The following is a 20,615-nucleotide window of genomic DNA, read 5'->3' on the forward strand; positions in this document are numbered from 1 at the left end:
ACAACGAGCCTCCACAAGGAGACCACCATGGATTTCGCGCTAACCGATCAGCAGGAAGCCATTCGCGACGCCATCGCCAAGATCTGCGAAGGCTTTCCCGATGCCTATTGGCTGAAAAAGGACCACGACGGCGGTTTCCCGCATGACTTCCACAAGGCGCTGGCTGACGCCGGCTGGCTCGGCATCTGTGTGCCGGAGGCCTATGGCGGCTCGGGGCTCGGCATCACCGAAGCCGCGATCATGATGCGCACGATCGCGGAGTCGGGCGCCGGCATGTCGGGCGCCTCCGCGGTGCACATCAACGTGTTCGGTCTCAATCCCGTCGTCGTGTTCGGCACCGAGGAGCAGCGCAAGCGCATGCTGCCGCCGATGGTCGAAGGCCGCGAGAAGGCCTGCTTCGCCGTCACCGAGCCCAACACCGGCCTCAACACCACCCAGCTCAAGACCCGCGCGGTCGCCAAGAACGATCGCTACATCGTCAACGGCCAGAAAGTGTGGATCTCGACCGCACAGGTCGCGCACAAGATATTGCTGCTGGCGCGCACCACGCCGCTGGAGGAGGTGCGCTCGCCGACCCATGGTCTCAGCCTGTTCTACACGGATTTCGATCGCAAGAAGATCAAGGTCCATGAGATCGAGAAGATGGGCCGCAAGGTCGTCGATTCCAACGAGCTGTTCTTCGAGGATTTCGAGATCCCGATGGAGGACCGCATCGGCGAAGAGGGCAAGGGCTTCCAGTACATCCTCGAAGGCATGAACCCCGAGCGCATCCTGATCGCGGCGGAAGCCGTCGGCCTCGGCAAGCTCGCGCTGTCGCGCGCGACCGAATACGCCAAGACGCGCGTCGTCTTCAATCGTCCGATCGGCAAAAATCAGGGCATCCAGCATCCGCTCGCGGTGAATTGGGTCGAGCTCGAGGCGGCCTGGCTGATGGTGATGCAGGCGGCCTGGCAATACGACAAGGGCTTGCCGTGCGGCGCCGGCGCGAATGCTGCGAAATATTTTGCAGGTGAAGCCGGTTACCATGCCTGCGAGCAGGCGGTAATGACTCATGGCGGTTTCGGCTACGCCAAGGAGTTCCACGTCGAGCGTTATTTGCGCGAGGTGCTGATCCCGCGCATCGCGCCGGTCAGCCCGCAGCTCGCGCTCAGCTTCATTGCGGAAAAGGTGCTGGGCCTCGCGAAGTCGTATTGAGGCGGCAATGCCCGGGGACACCGCGCCAATCGGCTTCTCCGGCTTGGTCCGTGAGGGCGATCTCGTGGTGTGCGGCCAGGCGACGGCAGAGCCGGTCACCTTGACTGAAGCGCTGATGGCGCAGGCCGGAAATCTGCCGGCATTCCGGATGATGGTCGGGCCGATCTTCTCGGAAACGTTCTTCGCGGCCTGCGCGCCCAACGTGTCGTTTAAGAGTTATGGCGTGATCGGCAATACGCGGCGGCTCGCCAGGGCTGGGCGGCTCGAAACGATCCCGAGCAACTACAGCGCCTTCTGTGCCGACTTCGCCTCGCGGCGCCATCAGGCCGATGTCGTCCTGGTGCAGCTCGCCGAGTCCGGGGGGCGGCTCAGTGCCAGCCTCTCCAACGATTACGTCATCGATGCCGCGCGTGGTGCGCGCCTCGTGATCGCGGAGATCAACCGGGATGGACCTTTCACATTCGGAGCCGAATGGCCGGGCGACGTGCCGATCCACATCCGGGTGGCGGCCCTACGCCCGCCGGTCGAATTGGTGTCACCGCCGCTCGATGATATTTCACGGCGCATCGCCGCGCACGCGGCGAGCCTGATCGTAGATGGCAGCACGCTCCAGTTCGGTGTGGGGCGCATTCCGGACGCGATCCTCTCGTCGCTCTCCCACGCACGCAATCTCGGCATTCACTCCGGCCTGATCAACGATGCCGTGGTCGACCTGATCGAGCGCGGCGCGGTCACGAATGCGGAGAAGGGAATCGATGCGGGGGTCACGGTCACCAACCAGGTGATCGGCACGAAGCGGCTCTATCGTTTCGTGCACGAGAACAAGGCGGTCGCAGTGCGGCCGACGTCCTACACGCACGGCCACGGTGTGCTGGCGCGGATCAACCGGCTGGTCGCGATCAATTCGGCGCTTCAGGTCGGGCTCGACGGCAGCGTGAACTCCGAGACGCTGAATGGCATTGCGATCGGGGCGATCGGCGGGCAGCTCGATTTCGTGCGTGGGGCCAATGCGTCTCCCGGCGGGCGGGCGATCATCGCGCTGCCGGCGACGGCATCGGATGGCACCAGCCGGATCGTCGCCCATGTCGAGACGGTGACGACGCCCCGCGCCGATGTCGATGCCATCGTCACCGAATGGGGCATCGCCGAGCTACGCGGCTGCAGTCTCGCCGAGCGCGCGCGGCGGATGATCGCGATCGCGGCACCGGAGCAGCGCGATGTGTTGTCGGAGCAGCTCCGCAGCCCTGTGCGCTAGCTCAGTTCATCATGGCCAGCGTCGGCCGCTCGCTCTCCGCAGATCCGATGATCCCGGGGAGATCGGTCACTTCGCCCGCGATCATGATCGACATCCGCCAGAACAAATGGGCCAGGCGCGAGAACACCAGCCGCTCGCGCTCGGCGGCAACGGTGCCGTCCGGGATCGTCACGGTCTCCAGTCCGACCACTTTCTTAAAGTCGGGCCAGATCATCATCGATTGCGCGATGACGGAGTAGCAGTGCGGATTCTCGTCGCTTTCGTCGGGCGCAGGCGGCAGCCCCGGATATTGCGTCGCCGCGGCGTAGAACTTGTAGGCACCGTAGCCGAGCTGCAGCAGGAATCTTTCGGGGACCGCAACGTCGGCGGCGAAAGACACCAGACGTGCCTCGCTCAGGATCTCCGGCTCGATGGCTCTGAGGTCCTGGGCGCGGAGCGCGGAGCAGAACGCGAGCTCGCGATTGTGCTCGCGCAGCAGGTTGGCCAGCGGTTGCTGCTGTTGCACGGTGTCGGTGAGCAGGATGATGGTCTTGAGCATCGCGTGATGTCCCTCAGAGGAAGAGATGGCGGGCGGTCATGACGGCGTCGTCGGCTGCGCAGTGTGCAAAGAAGTCGTTGGCGATGCGCTGTCCCGGCGCGATCTCCAGGATGCGGTAATGCGCCAGCGCCGCCGCATCACGCGCCGCGCCGACATCGTCCTGCCAGGCGCAGAGCGACAGTTCGAGGCGGCCATAACCACCGCAATCGGTGGCATAGGCGCCAGTCACGGCTTCGACGGTGGCGGCGACCGCGCCGGCGTCGCTGGCCGAGATATCGCGCAGGATCACCGCGATGCCTTTGCCGGCCTCGGCCTTCGACGTCATGACCATGAAGGCATCGCGCGCGCCGGTACGGCCGGCCCGGCGTGCGGTGCGCACGAGGCCGGCGAAGGTGGGATCGGGCCCGAGCTCCAGCGTCGTCGTCTGCTGGTGATGCAGAACCGTGGCGCGCATCGCGCCGAGATCGCCCGCCAGCGCGTGATAGGACCGCGGCAGCCACACCGTGTCGAGCGGCACCTGCGACGAGGTCAGGCTCCAGGCCTGGTCGAGCAGGTAGCCCTCCCAGATCGCGGGATAGGACGCGGCGAGATGCTGCCAGGTGCGCAGCAACATCTCGGCAGCCCCGGTGCGGCCGAGATAGAGCGTGCGGGCCGACATCTCCCAGCGATTCCACTTGTGGAGTGCGACATCGCAGCCGAGGAAGGACGGCAGCAGCGGCGCCTCGCGGAGCACGGCGCCGGCTTCGATGAAGAGCAGCGGCTCGCGATACTTGTTCCACATCCGCAGCATGAACTCCGCCTTCTCGAAGCAGAGCAGGCGGTCGCCGAACTGGGTGTCGATCGGCTCGATATGACAGGCGAGATCAAATCGTTCGAGCGAGTGCCGGAGCTCGAACGCGGCGGTCGCGTCGCCGCCGCGCGGGTAACAGGAGACGATCCGCGGGCGGGCGGTGGATGTATCGGCGGCCGCCAGGAATTTCGACCAGCCGATGCCGCCCCACCACATCTCGTGCGGGCCGTCCGCGCCGCAGGGGCCGACCGTGCCGAACTCGGTCAGCTTGGACTTGAGGAAATCGAATCCGGGGTTCTCGCTGGCCGGAATGACGACGGCACAGCCGGGATTGAGCGAGCGGTAGAACAGATCCGCGGCCGCGCCGCTCGGCGGCTCCTTGAGGATGACAACGCCGCTGCGCCCGCTCCCGGCGTCCAATGTCCGGGCGCCATATTGGTCGGTCAGCCAGTCCAGTCGATCGCGCTGGGCCCGGCCGAGCCGGATGCCGCCGGATTGCAGGAGGTCATCAAGGTTTGCGTGCATCCCGTCCGTCAATTCCGTGCCCCTCGCCTCGCCAGTCAGCCCTTGGACTTGAACGGCCGGGGCGGCGCGATCAGGCGCGCTATTTGGGGCTGGAACCGAGCGGGGTGATCGCGACCGAATAGATCGCGATGTCATGCGCCATGGGGCCGACGGGGATCAGCAGGCAGGCATCGTCGTTCTCGGTGCGATAATGGGCACCGTTGTGCCGCACGCCGGCTGAGATAAGGCTATCGGCGGCGATACCGGCCACATCCTGGCTCTCGGCGGCGTCGCGAATGTCGTCGGCCGATTGGACGGTCACGCCATGAAGGAGACCTTCTGCGGCGAATTTCGGTAGCGGCAGCGCGATCATGGCGATGGCCATCGTGCGCGAGAGGGGAATGCGCAGGCGCAGCTCACCGAAACCAGTGCGATAGAGGGTCACGGTGTCCAGCGTGGCTGGCGAATTGGCGCGGAATAGTCCGATCTGGACCTGACCACAAGGGCTCTCTTCGAAGACGTCGGCCGGCAGACGGTTGGCCCCGAACAGCGTGTAGAGATATGCGTTCGACGGTGACAGCCGGGCAAAGCTGCCGGCGAGCCACATCGGCGGGGCGGCTGACGCGCAGGCGGCGGAAAAACCGCGGGCGGTGATCTGCCGGCGGAGGAAGTCGCTGTCGATCATCGGCGCCAACGCATGCGTGCCGAGATTGACGTCGTGTTTCAGCCCGCCGAGCAGCGCCAGCTCGTCCTCATCAGGGAGCAGCAGGAAGCGCGCCAGTGTCGCCGTGCACCAGCGCGCAGCGATATCAGGCGCAGCATTGGGGTCGAGACAGAAGTCGAGCGCGGCGTCCTCGGCGCTCTTCGCAAAGGCCAGCGCGCCGGCCTGAATCTCCGCGGCGAGCGCGATCTGGCTGGCCGGACGCGGATTGATCTCGCGCAGCACCTGGTCGCCGTCATAGTCCCGGACCGAGCCATCGGCGGAGCAGCAGATCTGCTCCAGCAGCGCGATGTTGCGGGTCAGCATGCGCTTGATATGCGGCGTCACCACGAGGTCCGAGATGAAGCCCGCCGCGGTGTCCTGTTCGGCGACATCATCGAAGGCATCGTCGAGCGAGATCAGATAGGCGCCGTGGAGACGGATCTTGATGCCTTCCATGTCGAACACGCGACGCAATGCCTTCTGCACGCTCCCGGAATAACCGAGATCGGCGAGCACCAGGTCGGTACAGTCGTCGAAATCCGGGATCGCGTGACGCAGGTAGGCGAGCAATCGCGCGCGCAGTGCCGTGGCGAGATCGACGATCTCGCCGGCATCCATCAGCTTCGGCAGGGCTTCGGCGAGATCCTCGCCGGGAGCAATTCCGTCAGGATAAGCCGCGAAGAACGCGGCGACCTCCGGCGGCAAAGTCTTGATCATGTCGCGGAAGGTCGGCGCGTCGATCTTCAACACCTTGCCGAGAAGGTCAATGAGCGGCTGCATGGTATCGGCCGAGGCGATCAGGCTGACGCGCCGGTTGATCTCGAGATAGACCGATGTGGTGCCGTGCAAGTCCTGCCAGATCCGGTGTGGCAAGAAGCCGTCGCGACCGAGGAAGGCGAGCGCGACCTTCCGGCCGGAGCCGGTAACCTCCCGGCAGCGCAGGGCGATGAAGGCATCGAAGGCCGTCATCACCGGACCGAGCACACTCAAGCCGAGATGAAAGGCGGGAGACTTCTCGGCGTTGCGCGCGGCGACCATGCGCCGCAAGGTCCGCGCGCCATGATCGAGCCGCACCGGCGCGCCGGCGCACAACAGCTCGAGCAGCGCGGTCTCGCGCTGGAATTTCGAGGCCAGTTGCGGCGTCGCCTGCGGATAATAGCGCGGCCGAATGCCGTGGCGCTTCGCGCCCCTGATATCGGCCTTGTCGTTGTCGCCGACGTGAAAGGAGACGCCCGCGTCGATACCCTGCTCGGACAGGTATTTGGCGAAAAGCGTCTCGCTTTTGCCGCTGCCGTGGTCGCAGGAGGCGTAGAGGAAGTCCCATGTCAGCCCGGGGCGGCATGCCCGCAGCAACCGCGCCAGCGAAGCGGAATCCCAATAGGTGTCGGAGATGAAGCCGACGCGATGGCCGGCCTGCTTCATGTCCATATATTGCCGAAGCATGTCCGGATTGGCGCGGCAGAGCTCGAGCTCGGCTGCGAACTCTGATTCGGCGAGATCGCTCAGATGATGACGCGTGAGACCGAACAGCTTGAATGGAAAACAGGAATAGATTTCATCGATGCGAATTTCGCTGCCGCCGCGCTTCTCTTTCGCGGTCCTCCGCGCGCGTGCTTCGGCCTGGATACGATGCTGAACGAAACTCGCGGAAACATTCGGACAAGTCCGTGAAATGCCGGAAAGCTCGTAAGTCCTTTCAAATACGCCATCCGGCGTCGTGCAGGTGCGCAGCAGAAATGTATCGAAAACATCGAATGACCAAGCAGAAACAATTTGCGCGCGGCGCTTCGTGCCGGCCGTTGCGATCGTCATGTGAAGATTCCCCGCCAATCAGATCAATTAACGCGCACGTTCACCATGTCAGGCGCCACAAGCGCGAAAATAATTCACGCGCGATTCAAAAACGCATTCGTCGCGACTGACAGATTCAAAAAAATCGCTAGGTTCGAAAAGGTGATTCGGAAAAAATTGCCGGGTGCGGAAGTCGTCTCGCGTTCATTCACACTCGGAAACAATCGCTTCCTGATGCGCAAGGCGCGCGTCGCGCTTGATCACCTTAGTGCTGCGTAATGTCAGCGTTTTCTCTCAATGACATCTGGTCAGGATGGATGATCCGCCATGGCGCGAGACGATCTGATGATTGCGGAATTGATGCGCGGGAGTAGCGCGCGCTCGGCAATAATTGCCCGATACTCGGCAAAAGATACCGGCTAACATCTTGAAAAATAACAAAAATTATCCGCCTGGATTGTTTTTGCCCCGCGTTCAACGCCTGGAAGCCGTGTGGCATGTGCGCCGCCGGCATTGCGGGTTGGAGATTGCGGGATGAGTTACGCTGCTGATGTCTGGGCTCCCGCCGAGGCCGGGATCACGACGACGCTGCCGGCTGAAGAGATCGTGCCTGTGATGCCGTCGGTGCCGCTGGCGCCGGACAGCACGCCGGTCGCTGCCGAAATCGTCTTCGATGAGGACAGCGAACTTCTCGACAGACTTGCCACCGGCGACGAGGCTGCGTTCCGCATGCTGGTCGAGCGTCACATCGATCGCGCCTATGCGATCGCGCTGCGTATCGTCGGCAATGCTGCCGATGCCGAAGACGTGGTGCAGGACACCATGCTCAAGATCTGGAGCCATCGCGGGCGCTGGCAGCACGGCCGCGCCAAATTCTCGACCTGGCTCTACCGCGTCATCTCCAATCGCTGCATCGATCTGCGCCGCAAGCCGCGCAACGAGAATGTCGAGACCGTGCCGGAGGTCGCCGACGGCCAGCCCGGCGCCGTCGAGATCATCGAGCGCAATGAGCTGAACGGCATGCTGGAACTCGCAATGCAGCGCCTGCCCGAGCAGCAGCGCATCGCGGTGATCTTCTCGTACCACGAGAGCATGAGCAACGGCGAGATTGCCCAGGTGATGGACACCACGGTGGCCGCGGTGGAGTCCTTGCTCAAGCGCGGACGTCAGCAACTGCGTCAGTTGCTGCGCAAGCACGAGCGCGATATCCGCACCGCGTTTACCGATTGCTAACCATAAAACTGGGCTCGCGAAAATTTTCGCGCCTGATCTCCGTGCGCTCCGCCGTTTGAGCGAACGGACGGGGCTGCGGTCCGCGTCGTCAATCGTCTTCAACGATGCGGCACGCCATGCCCATCAGCACAGGAGTTTCCAATGCCTGCAATTTCCACCAATAGCGCGGCGAACTCTGCAGTCCGCTACCTCAACATCAATTCCGCGCAGGAGAGCAGCGCGCTCGCCAAGCTGTCGAGCGGCTCGCGCATCACCTCGGCCTCCGACGACGCCGCCGGTCTTGCGATCTCGACCCGCATCTCGTCGGACGTCACCACGCTGCAGCAGGCCGCGACCAACGCCTCGCAGGCGACCGCGATCCTCCAGACCGCCGACGGTGGCGCCTCCAACATCTCGGACATCCTGGCGCGCATGAAGTCGCTGGCCTCCGAGTCGGCCTCAGGCACCACGACCGACTCCAGCCGCGCCTACATCAACTCGGAATTCACGCAGCTGACGAGCGAAATCGATTCGATCGCGACCGGCACCCGCTATTCCAGCCAGAGCCTGCTTGATGGCTCCAGCGTGTTCGCCTCCGGCGTCTCGGTGCTGGTCGGCTCCTCCGGCTCGGACAACATCACAATCACGCTGACGAGCCTGACAGCATCCTCGCTCGGCGTGTCCTCGCTCGACGTCAGCTCCCTTTCTGACGCGACCTCGGCACTGACCACGCTTGATACCGCGATCGACACCGTCTCCGCCGCCCGCGCCAGCATCGGCGCGCAGGAATCGCGGTTCAACTTCTCGTCGGACTCGATCTCGACCCAGACCCAGAACCTGCAGTCGGCGAACTCCGCGATCAAGGACGTCGATATTGCGGCCGAGCAGGCCACGCTGTCCTCGGCCGAGGTGAAGACCCAGGCCGCGGTGTCGGCGGAATCCGCGGCGAACCAGATGCCGCAGTACCTGCTCAAGCTGCTCGGCTAAGCGCTGAGGCTAGCGATCGCCGGGCCGGCTTGATGCCGGCCCGGTTTACCCTGGGATGGATCGGGCAGCACAGTGACGTCAGTCAGTTCGAGCACCAGCAGCACTGCGAGCACCAGCACATCGAGTGCGTCCACGGTGACTACGACCGGCACCACCACATCGACCAGCGTGGACTGGAGCGCGCTGATCACCGCGGCGGTGAACGCCAAGCTGACGGCAGCGACCACGATCTCGACCTCGATCACCAGCAACGAAGCCAAGATCTCCGCCTACAAGACGCTCCAGACCGATCTTTCGACGCTCTCCAGCGGCCTTTCCTCGCTCGCGACGGCCGTCGTCAATTCGCTCGCGACCAACGCCTTCGCCACGCGGGCGGCGACCATCAGCTCGTCCGGCGACGTCAGCGCCTCCTCCGCGCTCTCGATGTCCGTCAGCAACGGTGCTGCGACCGGCGACCACACGCTGACCATCAGCCAGGTCGCGACCGCGCAGAAGGTGATCGGCACCTCGCAGTCGAGCCAGACCAGCGCGCTCGGCTATTCCGGCACCTTCTCCCTTGGTCTCGGTAGCGGCAACACCGCCGACATCACCGTCACCAGCACGATGTCGATGCAGGACGTGGTGGACGCCATCAACGCCCAGACCTCGACCACCAACGTGCAGGCCTCGATCGTCCAGGTGTCGAGCGGGTCGTACGAGATGGTGCTGTCCGGCACCGAGGATGCCGCCGACATCAGCTATTCCAGCACCTCCGGCGACGATATCTTGAACAAGCTTGGCGTGACCGACAGCACGGGCGCCTTTGCCGACGTGCTGCAGACGTCGCAGGCGGCTGATTTTTCTCTCGATGGCATCTCGATGACGCGGGATACCAACGACATCACCGACGTGCTCACGGGCGTGACCTTCAACCTGCTCCAGGCGACGCCCAGCGGAACATCGCTCAGCATCAGCATCGAGCCCGACACCAGCCAGATCGAAACGGCGGTCGAGAGCCTCGTCACCAACTACAACACGTTCCGCGATGCGGTGATCGCGCAGCAGGCAACGGCTTCCGACGGCACGGCGGATTCGAGCGCGGTGCTGTTCGGCGACGGCACCATGCGCGACATCATGGATTCGCTCCAGAACGCGCTCAACAGCACGGTGGGCGGCCTCACCATGGCGGACCTCGGCCTGTCCTTCAATGAGAAGAACGAGCTCGAGCTCGACTCCTCGACGCTATCCAATGTTCTCAGCACGAACCTGAGCGGTGTCACCACGCTGCTGTCGGCACAGACCAAGACCTCGTCGAGCCAGCTCAGCGTCGTCAATACCGGAACGTCGCCGCAATCCTTCACCTTCGACCTGACCGTCGACTCGTCCGGAAATCTCAGCTCTGCGTCGGTCGGCGGCGATTCCTCGCTATTTACGGTGACCGGCACGACGATCCTTGGCGCGGCCGGAACGGCCTATGCGGGCATGGCCTTCACCTATTCGGGATCAACGTCGCAATCGATCACGGTGACCTCGACCTCCGGCATTGCCACGCAGCTCTATCAGCTGTCCAAGACCTATTCGTCGACCTCGGGCTCGTTGCAGACGCTGATCACGAACCTGACGGACCGCGACACCGACCTCCAGCAGAAGGTCGACGACATCGAGAGTGCAGCGTCCGCCTACCAGACCCAGCTCCAGACCCAATACGCGAATTACCAGGCCGCGATCACGAGCGCGAACAACACGCTCACCTATCTCAAGGCCTTGCTTAACTCCAGCTCGAGTGGTTGATAATGCATAATCCGATGGCGTACATGGCCAATCAGGCCTATCGGGGCGCGGCCACCAGCGTGCCGCCGCTGAAGGCGATCTCGATGCTGCTTGGCGGCGCGATCACCTTCTTCCAGAAGTCGCTGGCCGCACAGGAAGCGCGGCGCTTCGAGGAAGGGCACGAATATCTGCTGAAGGCGACCGCGATCCTGCGCGGGCTCAGCCACAATCTCGACTTCACCAAGGGCGGGGCGGTGGCCGAGCGGCTGTTCCAGACCTACAACAGCCTGATCGTGGCGAGCCACAAGGCGTTCGGCCGGCCGCATGCCCCGACGAGTTTTCGGCGGATCATCGCGGCCGTGACCGAGTTGCGGGAGGCCTGGGAGCACGTCGACGCGACGGCGCGGGGCGGCAAGATCGCGCCGTCCGATTCGGCCCGCACGGGCTGAAACCACGACCGCCGCGGACCGCAGTTTGGCCCGTTCCCGTAGTGCTCCGGGCGCTTTTGGCGCGCGAAGCGGCGGGAAATCGGTTTTCGACGCGCTTGCAATGCTTTATGAGGGGCCTGACCGAGGCGGGATCGGCGGGCGATGGACGTCACCGAGTTTGAAGAACTGATCGACCGGCTGGGCGAGGATCTCTCCCTCTGGCCCGAAGATCGGCGCTTGCCCGCTGAAGAGCTGTTGAAACGTTCCTCTGCTGCCCAGGCACTGCTTGAAGAGATGCGCGCCCTGCGCCAGGCGCTCGCGGCACCTCCAGTGCGGGCACCCGCCGGCCTCGCCGACCGTATTGCCGCCGCCGCTGCGAAAATGAAGACCGACACCGCCGAGCCGCGCACCGAAGGCGAGACCGCGGGGAGCTGATCGGCTCTTCGAATTCTTCATATCTCCACTTGCTCCAAGAGATCGTCATGCCCGGGCATAGCCGTCTGAAGGACGGCGTCGCTTCCGCTCGCCTATGTCCCGGGCATCCACGTTCTTAAGCTCGCAAGCATCGCGTGGATGGCCGGGACAAGCCCGGCCATGACGTCGTGGAAGCGTTCGCGCCTCCACGCGGCAGATTTTGCCGCGTCGAAAGCGAATTTCGCAGCCGTGAATCCGCGCCTGAATCCGCGCGGCCACGCGTTTCATCAGCACACAGATTTCAAGCGCGCTGACCGACATCGCTGTCGCCGGTTGCGCGAGAAAGCCGGAGTTTCTGATGACAGTTTCCGCAACGAGTTCTGCAACGACTGCGACCACGACGACGTCGTCCTCGTCGAGCACCTCGTCCAGTTCGACGCTGACCTCGAGCGATTTCCTGAGCCTGCTCGTCAGCGAGCTTCAGAACCAGGACCCGCTGAACGCGACCTCGACCACCGACTTCATCAATCAGCTCACGTCTTACGCCAACTTCAGCCAGCAGCAGTCGATCAACTCCAACCTGACGTCGCTCTCCAGCTCCTTCTCGAGTCTCGTGACGCTCAACTCGGTCAACTATATCGGCCACACCGTCGAGGCGAAGACCGACACGTCGACCTTGAGCAACGGCTCGGCGACGTTCGGCTATTCGCTGTCCTCGGCCGCTTCCGACGTCGCGGTCACCATCAAGGACGCCTCGGGTAACACGGTCTACACCGGCACCGGGACCGGCAATTCCGGATCCAACACCTTCACCTGGGACGGCAAGAATTCCAGCGGCACCCAGCTCACGGACGGCGGCCAGTACACAATCTCGGTGACCGCGACGGATTCCGCCGGCAACTCGGTGCTCAACTACACCACCATCTCCGGCACGGTGACGGGCATCGACACCTCAACATCAACGCCTTCGCTCACGGTGAACGGTGTCTCCGTCAGCGCCGCCGACATCATCGGCGTCACGTCCTGATCCTGCGTCCTGATCCCTCTGGAGTTTCATCATGAGTCTCACCGGTGCACTCTCTTCGGCGATCTCCGCGCTCAGCGCGCAGAGCCAGTCCCTGTCGATGATCAGCGACAACATCGCCAATACCAGCACGACGGGGTACAAGACGACGTCGGCGATGTTCGACGACCTCGTCACCGCATCGAGCAACGCGACCTCCTATGCCTCGGGCGGCGTCACCGTTTCGGGCCGCGCCAACATCACCCAGCAAGGCCTGCTCGCCGCGACCTCCAACGCGACCGACGTCGCGATCCAGGGCTCGGGCTTCTTCGTCGCGACCAGCGCCACGTCGGGCGGCACCACGTCCTATACCCGCAACGGCGCCTTCTCGACCGACAACGCCGGCTATCTCGAGAACAATGGCAGTTACCTGGAGGGATGGCGCACCGATTCGGACGGCAATGTCGTCGGCAATGAATCGGCGAGCAATCTCGAGGCCATCAACACCCAGGTCGCCTCGACCAGCGGCAGCGCCACCACCAAGACCACGATTGCGGCGAACCTGCCGTCGGATGCCGCGACCGGCGACACCTACACCAGCTCGATGACCGTCACCGATTCGCTCGGCGCGGCGAACTCGATGCAGGTCACCTGGACCAAGACCGGGACCAACACCTGGAGCGCGAGCTTCGCCAATCCGACCTCGACCTCGGATACCACGACCGCGACAGGCACGGCTTCGGGGACGATCGCGATCACCTTCAACAGCGACGGCTCGCTGGCGAGCACCAGCCCGAGCCCGGCGACCGTCGCGGTGACGGGCTGGACTGATGGCGCGGCGGACAGCACGATCACGATGAGCCTCGGCACCGCCGGAGGCACGGACGGTCTGACACAATATGCTTCGGGCGAGACGACGCCGACCGTCAACGTCACCAGCATCTCCTCGGACGGCCTCTCCTACGGCAAGCTGTCCAGCATCTCGATTGGTAAGAACGGCATCGTCGACGCCACCTATTCCAACGGCCAGACCATCGCGATCTACAAGATAGCGGTGGCGACCTTCGCCGATCCAACCGGGCTTTCCGCAGCCAGCGACGGCCTCTATTCCGCGACCGTGACGTCGGGGAATGCCGCGCTGCAAGCGTCCGGCGAGAACGGTGCGGGCACGATCTACGGCAGCGAGCTGGAATCCTCGACCACCGACACCTCCAGCCAGTTCTCGAGCATGATCTCGGCGCAGCAGGCCTATTCGGCGGCGTCCCAGGTCATCTCCACCGTCAGCAAGATGTACGACACCCTGATCTCGGCGATGAGGTGAGCGATGCGCGGCGAGGAGGCCAAGGCCGCCGGAGAAGCGCTGCTGCGCCGGGTGCGACGGCTGGTGGCACGAGCCGCTACCGTGACGGACAGTGACCACAAGCAGGTGCTTGCCTTGCTCGACGATCTCGAGACGACCCGCCGCGGCTTGTTGAAGGAATGCGCAGCGGTCGAGGGCGAAATGAGACAGGCGACCGTCAGGACGACCGCGATCGGCGCTTATTTGCGCAACTCGCAAGTCCATCGCGGCAAACGGCAAAATTAGAAGAAGGCGATGACCATGAGTGTAGCCCAAGCCAATAGCCAAGCCACGCGGACCAACGCCGCAAATGGCGACGCCCGGATCAAGTCGCTGATCGGACTGATCGACGTTCTGACCGCGCTGGTGGCGGAAGAGAATGCCGAGCTCGCCCAAGGTCTGCCGGCCTCACGCCTGAAGCAGGTCGACGAAAAAAATCGCCTGGCGGAGATCTTCGAACGATCCGTCGCCGAATGTGCGGTGGGCGGGACCACCCTGAACGTGCGGGACCGGATCCTACGCGAACAGTTGCTGGATCGGATCCTGAAGCTGCGCGCGGCAATGGACGAAAACCTGGTGCGGCTGCGTGCGGCGATCGAGGCCAGCAACCGCCGGATCGAGGCCGTCATGCAGGCGATCCGCGAGCAGATCGCTGCGGTATCGCCCTATGGCGCCTCCGGCCGGGTCGCTGCGCGCGCCGTCTCCAGCGGCACCAGCCGCAGCGCCTGACGAGCAGGAGAGCCCGCCGTGTCGCTCGATATCGCACGATCGATCGCCTTCAGCGGCCTGTCGTCCACGTCGGTGCAGATCAGCGTGACGTCGTCGAACATTTCGAACGCCGACACGACGGGCTATACCAAGAAGACCGCAAACCAGTCGAGCAGCGTCACCAACGGCGTCGGTACCGGCGTCACGGTGACGGGCATCACCTCGACGGTCGACAAGCTGCTGCTGAAGTCGCTGGTCAGTGCCGACTCCGACCTCGGTTCGGCCGACACGGCCAATACCTACCTGACCTCGCTGGAGAAGCTCTACGGCTCGACCAGCAGCACCGACAGCTCGTCGACCGGGACCTCGCTGGCCAACGGCATCGCCTCGCTGGAATCGGCGCTGTCGTCGCTGGCGAGCACGCCGAGCAGCGCCTCGCTGCAATCCAACGTCGTCAGCGCGCTCGACGACGTCACGAGCCAGCTGCGCGAGACCTCGAGCGGCATCCAGAAGCTCCGCTCCAATGCCGACCAGGACATCTCGTCCTCGATCGACGACGTCAATACGGACTTGCAGACCATCGCGGATCTGAACGCGGAGATCAAGCAGACGGCGGCGACCGGGCAGTCGACCGCGGACCTGGAGGACCAGCGCAACACCGCGCTGCAGGACGTCGCCTCCAAGATGAACGTCAGCTACTACACGGCGTCGAACGGCGATCTTCAGGTCTACACCACGACGGGGCAGGCGCTGGTCGACAGCTCCGCACACAAGATCAGCTATACCGCCGCCGCCAACGTGTCGTCGTCGACGACCTACACGGCGGGCTCATCGTCGAGCGGTTTCAGCGCGATCACGGTGAATGGCGTCGACATCACCTCGCAGATCACCGGCGGTGACATCGGCGCGCTGATCTCACTCCGCGACAAAACCCTGCCGGCGGCGCAGTCCCAGCTCGACCAGCTCGCAACGCAGCTTGCCTCTGCGGTCAACACGGTCTCGAACAGCGCCTCCTCGGTACCGGCGCCGACCAGCCTGACCGGAACCACCAGCGTCACCAGCAGCACGGCGCTGTCCGCCACCGGCGCAGTGCGCCTCGCCGTGACCGACCAGAGCGGCAATCTGGTCTCCTACAGCGATCTCGACCTGTCGTCCTACTCCACGGTCGGCGATCTCGTCACTGCCATCAATGGCATTTCCGGGATGTCGGCATCGGTCGATGCGGACGGGCATCTCTCGATCACGGCGACAGGCTCGGGCAATGGTGTCGCCATCAATGAGATGACCAGTTCGGTCGGTAGCTCGAGCGAGGGATTTTCCGACTATTTCGGCCTCAACGACCTCGTGACTGGAACAAGCGCGTCGGATATCGCGGTCAACAGCAAGATACTGTCCGGCACCAGCGCATTGCAGCTTGCAACACTGGACTCCTCCTCGAGCCTTACGGTCGGCAGCAATGTGCTGACGTCCGGATCTGCGACCGTGGTCAATGCGCTCTACAGCGCATTGACGGCCTCACGGACGTTTTCCTCCACCGGGGGGCTCGCCGCCACCACCGGCTCCTTTGCCGACTATGCCTCGACAATCGTGGCCGATGTTGCGAGCAAGGCCTCGCAGGCGTCCACCAATTACACTGCCAAGGAGACCGCGCAGTCGACCTATGCGAGCTCGCTGTCGTCGCAGTCGGGCGTCAACCTCGACGAGGAATCCGCCAATCTGAGCACGCTGCAAAACCAATACTCGGCAGCATCCGCGCTGATCTCGGCTATCAACAGTATGTACTCGGCGCTTATCACCGCCGTGCAGTCGTCGTAAAGCGCGCGGGAGCAGCTCCATGGTCGCGATGCGGATCGCCACCTTCGCCCAGTCGAGCAAGATGATCGCCGACGCGATGCGCGTGGAGTCGGTCATGGCGAACGAGCAAGTTCAGGAATCGTCGGGCGTCGTCTCGACCGATTTCGGCGGCTACGGCTCGAACGCGCAGCATGTCGTCAATCTCCAGGTGTCGGTGGCGCGCGCGCAATCCTATATCGATGCGGCCACGCTGGCCGACAGCAAGGTCCAGGTGATGTATTCGGTCGTCGGCTCGGTGACGGACATCATCACCCAGCTCCGCTCTCAGCTCAGCGCGGCTTCAACCGGAAGCTCGACCGAAACGAATTCGGTGATCTCCTCCGCCCAACAGATGCTGGAGCAGATGGGCTCGCTGATGAACACGCAGTATGACGGCCAGTATGTCTTTGCCGGTGGCAAGACCGACACGGCGCCGGTCGACCTCACCAGCTTTTCGCCGGGTACCGGTTCCATCACCACGGCGGACACCAGCTATTACACGGGCGATGACGAGATCGCCTCGGTACGCGTCGCCGCCGACAACACCGTGTCGTATGGTGTTACCGCCGACAATTCGGCGTTCGAGGAAGTCATGCGCGTGCTGAAGTTCGTGGCCAACAGCACCTCGTTGTCATCCTCCGACATTTCCAGCGCGCTCAACCTCGCCAGCACGGCGCTCGACGACACCGCGGCGGTGCAGGCAAAACTCTCGAGTTCGTCGTCCTCGATCGAGTCGGCGAGCACGCAACAGACCGATTACAAGAGCTACGCCGAAAGCCTGTCGAACGACCTCACCGGCGTCGATGTCGCCGCCATCACCGCCCAGCTCTCCACCTACCAGGCGCAGCTGACGGCTTCCTATTCGGCAATGTCCAAGATCCTCGGCATGAATCTCGCGAGCTACCTGAAATAGGAGCGGTCTATTCGGCCGCTATCCGCTCCATCGCCATGGTGCGAAGCCGGGCGCGCTGGATTTTCACGCCGTTGGCGCTGTCGGTCACGGGGAAGGCGTCCACGACATAGATCCGCGCCGGAACCTTGTAGCCGGCGAGCCGCTCGCGCAGGCGTGCCGTCAGCACCTCCTGTTGCGGCGAAGTGCCGGCCGGGATGACAAAGGCGACGCAGCGCGCCTGGCCCTTCAGGTCGACCGCGACGACCTGGGCATCGGCGACGCCGGCACAGGACTTGAGCTCGTCCTCGATCTCGCCGGGTGCGACCAGGAAGCCGCCGAGCCGCATCGCGTCACCCGCGCGGGTCTCATACACGAAGGCGCCATCGCGAAGCCGGCCGATGTCGCCGGTGCGGAAGAAGCCGTCCGCGGTGAACGCATCGCGCGTCGCATCGGGGTTGTTGAAATAGCCGAGGAAGCGCGACGGCGCGCTGATCTCGATCTCGCCGGAGACGCCTTGCGCTGCAAGCTCGCCGGTCTCGGTGTCGCGCACGCGGACCTTGGCCTCGGGGGACATTGGCCAGCCACCGCCCTCGATGCGATCGGCGAAGGCGTCGCCGGGACGGGCGATCGAGAACAATGCCTGCAGCTCGCTCGAGCCGTAGAGGCCGAATAGCGGCAGGCCGCGCGCCTCGGCCTCCGCAGCCAGCTCGCGCCAGCCGGGCTGGAACGCGGCGAAGCCGCAGACCTCGAGATGCGGGAAGGGACGTGGCTCATCGGTCAGCGCAAGGATACGGCGGAACATCTCGTCGGAGCCGAAGCAGTGCGTGATCTTGTGCTCGCTGAGGATTTTCAGCGCCGGTGCCGCCTCGAAGGCGTCTGGCACGTGGATAGTCGCGCCGGCTGCGATGAAGCCAAGCAGGCTCGTCATGCCAAAGGTGCCGCAGAATGGCAGCATCGCCAGCAGCGAGTGACGCTGCGGCGAGAGCTTGAGCGTCTTGGCAACGGAGTTGGCGTGGGTCGCCAGCGTCCGCTGCGAATGCGCGACCAGCTTGGGCCCCTTGGTGGTGCCTGATGTGGTGTAGAGCAGCACCGGCAGGTCGACGTCATCTTGGATGGGGCCCGCCGGATAGGGTTTCTCGAACGCATCGAAGCGAATGCAGGGCCATTGCGCGGGGATCGCATCCGCGCCGACCACCGCGAGCTTTTGCAATGCGGGCACATCGGCCTTGGCAATGTCGGCGAGAACAGCGGCGAAATCGATCGAGCGGAACGCCGCCTCGAGCACCAGCAGCCTGGCGCCCGACACTTTCAGGAGATGCGCGACTTCCGCGCCGCGGTAGCGCGTGTTGACGGCGGCAACGACCGCACCCAGCCGGGCGGCGGCGAACAGCAACGCGATCCATTCGACCCGGTTGACCAACCAGACCGCCACCACGTCGCCCTTGCCGATACCCTGCGCCGCGAGCCAGGCCGTGGTCTGCTCGACCATCCTTGAAAACTCCGTGCGCGACACGGGCGTGCCGTTGAACACGAAGGCAGGATCGGCAGCTGTCTCCGATCCGATCAGCGAATGCAGTGAAACATCGTCGGCATGCATGGCGACCGGAGTAGCCCGATCGCGCAAACCTGTCTACTTGGTGCCGAACATCCGGTCGCCGGCATCGCCCAGGCCTGGCACGATGTAGCCGTGGTCGTTGAGCCGTTCATCGATCGCGGCGGTCCAGACCGGCACGTCGGGATGCTCGCTCTGGAACTTTGCGATGCCCTCGGGCGCGGCCAGGAGGCAGACGAAACGGATGTCGCGGGCGCCGCGATCCTTCAGCAGCGATGCGCCGGCGCAGGCTGAATTGCCGGTTGCCAGCATCGGGTCCATCAGGATCACGGTGCGGTCGGACAGGTCCTGCGGCGCCTTGAAGTAATATTCCACGGCCTGCAATGTCTCGGGGTCGCGGTAGAGCCCGATATGGGCGATGCGGGCCGAGGGCATCAGCGCCAGCATGCCGTCGAGGAAGCCGACGCCGGCGCGCAGGATCGGCGCCAGCGTGAGCTTCTTGCCGGCGATCTTCGGCGCCTGCATCGGCGAGATCGGTGTCTCGATCTCGACCAGCTCCAGCGGCAGGTCGCGCGTCACCTCGTAGGCCAGCAGCATCCCGATCTCGTTCAGGATTTCGCGAAAGCTCTTGGTCGAGCGGTCCTTCTCCCGCATCAAGGAAAGCTTGTGCTGGACCAGGGGATGGGCGACGACGTTGACGCTGCTTGTGCTCATGAAACCGATCTACACGGTTCCGTGAAACAGCGCCAGATCGGCCGGGCGTTTTCCGACCGGATAGAAGGACTATCCCGGGAGCGCGACCACGGCTCGTGCACGGTTGCTCGCCCGATGGGCAGTCATGGTCAATTTGCGGTCGAGGTGCTAGATTCCAAGCCCGCGGGCTGCGAGCGTGATCACGATCGTGAGGACCGCACCCCAGACCAAGCTCAGCGTTATGGTCAGGATCGTCGTCGTGACGGCGTGCTCGAGATGTCCCTTGAGGAAATGCATGCTACTTGTCCGCGGCAGGAGCCGCGCCGAAGCGCATGCCAAGCAGCAATGCACCCAGTAAAGCGACCAGGATGGCGATCTTGAACTCGATCATGTCCTTGGCCTTGTCGTCACGCGTGCAAGAAGCTGCCTGGCTGCCGCCGCCAGCACGATCAGGAAACTGCCGCGGTTCTCGACATCGAGCTCGAAACTCTCGGTGGGGAACACCAGCGCGCACCGCGTTGGCGCGCTCTGACGCTGCGCGAAATCCACCGCCGAGCTCTTGAACAGGAACAGGCCGCCGACCTGTCCACTCGCTTCGCGCGCGACCCAGAGGCCGGCGTTGTTGCGCCCGATGAAGAAGACGGGGATGGCGGTACTGATGACATCCGGATCGAGTGGCTTGAGTGCCGCCGCCTGTTTGGCGTCGGCCTGGCGACGAGGGGCCTGAAGGGCAATTGCGGCCATGGCGGCCTCTTCACACATCTGCAAGGTCATGGGAGCCTCCCGCTGCTCAGACGTTCAGGTGCCAGACATAGATTGCGGTCTTCAGCGCGATGAGCGCAGTGAGCACGCTGCCCATCGAGAGCAGAGTGAGCGCGCCGAGAGCGAGATCCTTGAGCTGCGCCTTGCGCGCCCCGGAGATGCGCGCCGGAAGCTCGGACCCGAGGGGCCGGTCAAAGCCATGTGTCAGGATCGACATTTTGTAAGTCCTTGCCTCATGCGGCGAGACGGCCGCTCCGATCTGTCTCGT

General features: G+C 64.2%; 22 protein-coding genes. 13 read left to right on the forward strand and 9 right to left on the reverse strand.

The features are described from left to right. Positions 1–27: 27 nt before the first annotated feature. Complete coding sequence (locus ABID59_RS33005; RefSeq protein WP_028174522.1) at positions 28–1,194, forward strand: acyl-CoA dehydrogenase family protein; 1,167 nt, start codon at positions 28–30, stop codon at positions 1,192–1,194. Positions 1,195–1,201: 7 nt separating this feature from the next. Next, a complete protein-coding gene (locus tag ABID59_RS33010; protein WP_354086131.1) occupies positions 1,202–2,449 on the forward strand; it encodes an acetyl-CoA hydrolase/transferase family protein in 1,248 nt (415 codons plus the stop codon). 1 nt (position 2,450) lies between these two features. Here the strand turns inward: ABID59_RS33010 and ABID59_RS33015 are convergent, their stop codons facing one another. From ABID59_RS33015 to ABID59_RS33025, 3 genes are all read right to left on the reverse strand, one after another. Beyond that, positions 2,451–2,987, reverse strand: a complete 537-nt coding sequence (locus ABID59_RS33015) for a hypothetical protein (protein WP_354035292.1) — start codon at positions 2,985–2,987, stop codon at positions 2,451–2,453. A gap of 13 nt (positions 2,988–3,000) precedes the next feature. Continuing rightward, positions 3,001–4,314, reverse strand: a complete 1,314-nt coding sequence (locus tag ABID59_RS33020; protein ID WP_502916843.1) for a hypothetical protein — start codon at positions 4,312–4,314, stop codon at positions 3,001–3,003. 67 nt (positions 4,315–4,381) lie between these two features. Next, positions 4,382–6,796 (reverse strand): HAD family hydrolase, encoded by a 2,415-nt coding sequence (locus tag ABID59_RS33025; protein ID WP_354086133.1) that lies wholly within the window; start codon positions 6,794–6,796, stop codon positions 4,382–4,384. Positions 6,797–7,309: 513 nt separating this feature from the next. Here ABID59_RS33025 and ABID59_RS33030 point away from each other — a divergent pair. Together ABID59_RS33030 and ABID59_RS33035 are read left to right on the forward strand one after the other, a co-directional pair. Next, a complete protein-coding gene (locus ABID59_RS33030; RefSeq protein WP_354086134.1) occupies positions 7,310–8,008 on the forward strand; it encodes an RNA polymerase sigma factor in 699 nt (232 codons plus the stop codon). A 141-nt stretch (positions 8,009–8,149) separates the two neighbouring features. After that, complete coding sequence (locus tag ABID59_RS33035) at positions 8,150–8,974, forward strand: flagellin (RefSeq protein ID WP_148754787.1); 825 nt, start codon at positions 8,150–8,152, stop codon at positions 8,972–8,974. On the opposite strand, the gene ABID59_RS33040 is transcribed toward ABID59_RS33035, so the two are convergent. Then, positions 8,971–9,126 (reverse strand): hypothetical protein, encoded by a 156-nt coding sequence (locus ABID59_RS33040; RefSeq protein WP_354086135.1) that lies wholly within the window; start codon positions 9,124–9,126, stop codon positions 8,971–8,973. The genes ABID59_RS33035 and ABID59_RS33040 overlap by 4 nt on opposite strands. Here ABID59_RS33040 and fliD point away from each other — a divergent pair. From fliD to ABID59_RS33085, 9 genes are all read left to right on the forward strand, one after another. Further along, complete coding sequence (fliD, locus tag ABID59_RS33045) at positions 9,110–10,744, forward strand: flagellar filament capping protein FliD (RefSeq protein ID WP_354086136.1); 1,635 nt, start codon at positions 9,110–9,112, stop codon at positions 10,742–10,744. The genes ABID59_RS33040 and fliD overlap by 17 nt on opposite strands. A gap of 14 nt (positions 10,745–10,758) precedes the next feature. Continuing rightward, positions 10,759–11,172, forward strand: coding sequence for a flagellar export chaperone FliS (locus ABID59_RS33050; RefSeq protein WP_246230260.1), 414 nt, complete (start codon positions 10,759–10,761; stop codon positions 11,170–11,172). Between the two features lie 141 nt (positions 11,173–11,313). Further along, positions 11,314–11,586, forward strand: a complete 273-nt coding sequence (locus ABID59_RS33055; RefSeq protein WP_354035286.1) for a hypothetical protein — start codon at positions 11,314–11,316, stop codon at positions 11,584–11,586. A 337-nt stretch (positions 11,587–11,923) separates the two neighbouring features. Further along, complete coding sequence (locus ABID59_RS33060) at positions 11,924–12,592, forward strand: flagellar hook assembly protein FlgD (RefSeq protein ID WP_354086137.1); 669 nt, start codon at positions 11,924–11,926, stop codon at positions 12,590–12,592. A gap of 31 nt (positions 12,593–12,623) precedes the next feature. Continuing rightward, positions 12,624–13,889: a flagellar hook protein FlgE gene (gene flgE / locus ABID59_RS33065; protein WP_354086138.1), complete on the forward strand. Its 1,266-nt coding sequence runs from the start codon at positions 12,624–12,626 to the stop codon at positions 13,887–13,889. A gap of 3 nt (positions 13,890–13,892) precedes the next feature. Beyond that, the gene (locus ABID59_RS33070) at positions 13,893–14,153 is read left to right on the forward strand and encodes a hypothetical protein (RefSeq protein ID WP_148754781.1); all 261 of its coding nucleotides are present in this window, start codon (positions 13,893–13,895) and stop codon (positions 14,151–14,153) included. Between the two features lie 9 nt (positions 14,154–14,162). Next, positions 14,163–14,636: a flagellar protein FlgN gene (locus ABID59_RS33075; RefSeq protein ID WP_354086139.1), complete on the forward strand. Its 474-nt coding sequence runs from the start codon at positions 14,163–14,165 to the stop codon at positions 14,634–14,636. Positions 14,637–14,654: 18 nt separating this feature from the next. Beyond that, the gene (gene flgK / locus ABID59_RS33080) at positions 14,655–16,430 is read left to right on the forward strand and encodes a flagellar hook-associated protein FlgK (protein WP_354086140.1); all 1,776 of its coding nucleotides are present in this window, start codon (positions 14,655–14,657) and stop codon (positions 16,428–16,430) included. A gap of 19 nt (positions 16,431–16,449) precedes the next feature. Beyond that, the gene (locus ABID59_RS33085) at positions 16,450–17,361 is read left to right on the forward strand and encodes a flagellin (RefSeq protein WP_354086141.1); all 912 of its coding nucleotides are present in this window, start codon (positions 16,450–16,452) and stop codon (positions 17,359–17,361) included. A gap of 7 nt (positions 17,362–17,368) precedes the next feature. On the opposite strand, the gene ABID59_RS33090 is transcribed toward ABID59_RS33085, so the two are convergent. The 5 genes from ABID59_RS33090 to ABID59_RS33110 form a co-directional block, all read right to left on the reverse strand. Beyond that, positions 17,369–18,937, reverse strand: a complete 1,569-nt coding sequence (locus tag ABID59_RS33090; RefSeq protein WP_354086142.1) for an AMP-binding protein — start codon at positions 18,935–18,937, stop codon at positions 17,369–17,371. Positions 18,938–18,970: 33 nt separating this feature from the next. Beyond that, positions 18,971–19,606: a uracil phosphoribosyltransferase gene (gene upp, locus ABID59_RS33095; protein ID WP_148754776.1), complete on the reverse strand. Its 636-nt coding sequence runs from the start codon at positions 19,604–19,606 to the stop codon at positions 18,971–18,973. A gap of 147 nt (positions 19,607–19,753) precedes the next feature. Then, complete coding sequence (locus ABID59_RS33100; protein WP_283812780.1) at positions 19,754–19,882, reverse strand: hypothetical protein; 129 nt, start codon at positions 19,880–19,882, stop codon at positions 19,754–19,756. Between the two features lie 90 nt (positions 19,883–19,972). Further along, complete coding sequence (locus ABID59_RS33105) at positions 19,973–20,359, reverse strand: hypothetical protein (protein WP_148754775.1); 387 nt, start codon at positions 20,357–20,359, stop codon at positions 19,973–19,975. A 16-nt stretch (positions 20,360–20,375) separates the two neighbouring features. Continuing rightward, positions 20,376–20,564, reverse strand: coding sequence for a hypothetical protein (locus ABID59_RS33110; protein WP_148754774.1), 189 nt, complete (start codon positions 20,562–20,564; stop codon positions 20,376–20,378). Positions 20,565–20,615 lie beyond the last annotated feature (51 nt).

Origin of the sequence: Bradyrhizobium sp. S3.3.6 (assembly GCF_040546905.1) — a bacterium.
GTDB lineage: Bacteria > Pseudomonadota > Alphaproteobacteria > Rhizobiales > Xanthobacteraceae > Bradyrhizobium > Bradyrhizobium cytisi.